This window comes from Bartonella sp. AD328YNZD (genome assembly GCF_042196425.1).
Genome location: NZ_JBHIQG010000300.1, coordinates 1 through 2,888 on the forward strand (window position 1 = coordinate 1; position 2,888 = coordinate 2,888).

Annotated in this window: 2 protein-coding genes and 1 pseudogene; all 3 read right to left on the reverse strand. The window is 43.7% G+C overall.

Annotated features, from left to right (window positions below):
* Positions 1–1,396: pseudogene (locus tag ACFIO3_RS10915) on the reverse strand (hypothetical protein); the annotation flags it as partial.
* Between the two features lie 17 nt (positions 1,397–1,413).
* Positions 1,414–1,647 carry a hypothetical protein gene (locus tag ACFIO3_RS10920; protein WP_375667140.1) on the reverse strand — a complete coding sequence of 78 codons (234 nt, stop codon included), beginning with the start codon at positions 1,645–1,647 and terminating at the stop codon, positions 1,414–1,416.
* A gap of 9 nt (positions 1,648–1,656) precedes the next feature.
* A complete protein-coding gene (locus ACFIO3_RS10925; RefSeq protein WP_375704452.1) occupies positions 1,657–2,790 on the reverse strand; it encodes a phage tail protein in 1,134 nt (377 codons plus the stop codon).
* Positions 2,791–2,888: the final 98 nt, after the last annotated feature.

Below are 2,888 nucleotides of genomic sequence, written 5' to 3' on the forward strand. Positions count from 1 at the left end.
CTGGAGTCTTATATATGCGAAGGTTTTCGTCGTCATCTTTGCCCGCATGAGAAAATTGAAGTATCGTTCCTTTCTTAACCGAAATCCCCCTTTTTTCAGTTGCTACAAGAAATGGAGAAAACTTTGCAACAACACTTAGATTCATTATTTTCAAAGTATCGTAAATATGAAGAAGGATACCACGAAAGAGTTCAATTTTTTCACTCGTATCTGTCAAATTAAACGAAATAAGGGATTGATTAGCTTGCTCTGCTATCGTTTTAGCTTCTTCGGCTAGCGTCTTTGCCTGATCAGCGGCTTGCTTGGCTTCTCTTGCTTCATCTTGCGCTTCTTCTGCATCTGTTGCCGCAGAATTGGCTGTCAATTTTGCCGTATTAGCAGCAAGCTTCGCTTCGTTCGATTCATCTTGCAGTTCCTCCGCTAGCTCTTTGGCTTCTTCTGCTAGAGATTTTGCCTCAGAAACCGACGTGACAACGGTTTCTAAACTACCTTTGACTTCGTTCGCTACTCTTTCGGCTGTTAAAGCCTTTGCATTGATAGAAACAATATCTTCTGTTGCCTTCTTTGCTAAATTTTTCGCATCTTCTGCTGTTTCTGTCGCTGTAGTTACCGATTGCTTTACTTCCTCCACTAAACCTTTTGCTTCTTCGGCTGTCGTTTTGCTTTCATTAGCTAATGTTTCTGCCTTATCTGCTCCCTTTTTCGCTTCATTGGCTTTCGACAACGCTTCTTCCGCTAGGCTCTTGACTGCTTCTGCACCAGCACTTACCGCTTGTCTATCAACACTTGTCGCCCGTTCTGCTGCTGCTTTTGCTTCGTTGGCTATTCGCGTTGCTTCTGTTGCACCCTGTTGCGCTTCTTCCGCCAAGCCCTTCGCCTCAGATGCTGTACTCTTAGCTTCTCTTGCTTCTGTTAATGCTGTAGCCGCTGTAGATTTCGCTTCCGTCGCAATAGTCTCCACCCTTTCTGCCTTAGCCTTTGCTTCTTCTGATAAGGTCTTCGCTTCACCAGACTTCGTCAATGCTTCTGAGGTTTGTTGGCTTATCTCATCTCCTTTCTGCTTGGCTGTATTGGCTGTCGATAATGCCGTTTCTGCAACGCTTTTAACATCACCTATCGTTTGCTTGACTTCATCACAAGCATTCTTGCTTGTCTGGGCAAGGTTCTTTGCCTCTTCTGCAACCTGTTGGGCTCCATTTGCACGCGCCATGGCTTTTTCCGACTCTTGACGTGCATTAACAACCTGCTCTAACGGTGCAAAGGTTTCATACGAATACAAAGAGGCTGTTCCTAAAAGCTTTGGAACAACAACGCTATCTTGCGAAGTCCCTTCTCTGATTTCCTCTTTCGTTGCAACAGGTATCAAATATTCATGACTATGATCGGGTATCTTCATCTGCTTTATTCCTTCATTCAGAGGGATTCATCCAATGAACACTCTTTCAAATCTTCAAGCTCTTCTCTTAAGGTCTCTAAGCGCTTCTCTAAATCTTTCAGTGAACCATCAAGCTCTGTTTTCAATGCTGCTTTCAGTAAATCAAAAACACCATGAAGAGGCGCGTGGACAAAGCCTCCCCCTGAATACAAAACGACCCGTACTTGAGACGGGTCGCTAAGCTCTGATATCGCAAACGGTTTTAATGACATTTCAACTCCTCATGTCTTTATTCCATAAACTACACTCACATTAACGGGGCGCGTTTCAACGCCTCCAAACGTCTCCGACATAAGATGATGGTCATGATGTGCTTGGTCATGAACACCCTCTTTTATAGGGGTCGAATGATATAAAAAATTAGCAAAAGGGCTTCTGATAAACCAAGGCAAACGGGGCGGTTTGTCCTTATCTGTGAACCAAAAGGGAGTCTCTACCTGTGGAATTCCTGCTATGTGATCAAATTCTTGATTACATTCCTCTAAGCTATCACCACTCAAACCTACACACTCTTCGTCTACAGATCTCTTTCGCCTTTGCAAAGAAACTTCAGAAGAAGAAACATCCCGTCTTTTCCGTGAAGAACGACCATCAGAAGAGGCGGGACCTATAAAATGCTCATGTGCTTTTAAAGAACAAGCTTGCTGACTTGCAAAAGAACGCCAAGGGTCTAGATTGCGCTCATAATCCATGCCCCGTAAAAACATCCCCCGTAAATCTGGAACATTAAACGTCGAAATGCCATCTCCTTCTCCCCACGTCGTCCCTATCGCACAAAATAAATCCCAATAGACAAGCCGCGGATAAGCCTTCCCATCACATGCTAACCAATCATCCGGCAAGCGTTCCATTGCAAAAGGTCCTATCAGACCTGACGGTAAACGTTTTAAGGAAGTAACTTTTTCCCTTGTAGGATTGAGAACTTGCCAACCCGTGAGAGCTTCATCATACACAATCCTATACAAACAGTCATTTTGTAACTCTCCTCCCGATAAAGCTAATAAACCAGTTTCTGTTGCCTTATAAACGGGCTTGCCGGCTAAATTATTCAACGCAATCGTTGTCGCCCCAACATTCTTACCCTTCACTTTAAAACAAAGCGATATCCCATTCTTATACGCTAAAAATGCCATTTGACTTTGAAGACGTATCGCACTCGTTTTTTGTTTATCATCAACCGTAACAACCGCTTCAATCACACCCCCCATATCCGATAAATACTCACGCACTCGCTGCATCATAAAACGTGCACTGTTGTTGACTGTGTTTGGATGTTGTCCTTCTGACCAATTAATCAGATCATCCGCACCACCATTCTCGGATGCACTTAAAGACCAATCATAAATCGTCGACATCTTAACCTCACGTCTTAATCGCAAACACAACACTCATATTAACCGGGCGTGTCTCATGTTCTCCAAAACTTGCTACTGAAACATCACGCATATGAATG

What these genes read in the sequence shown, in the direction of transcription:
- ACFIO3_RS10925 (WP_375704452.1), bottom strand. Translation starts at nt 2,790, where the DNA reads ATGTCGACGATTTATGATTGGTCTTTAAGTGCATCCGAGAATGGTGGT.
- ACFIO3_RS10920 (WP_375667140.1), bottom strand. Translation starts at nt 1,647, where the DNA reads ATGTCATTAAAACCGTTTGCGATATCAGAGCTTAGCGACCCGTCTCAA.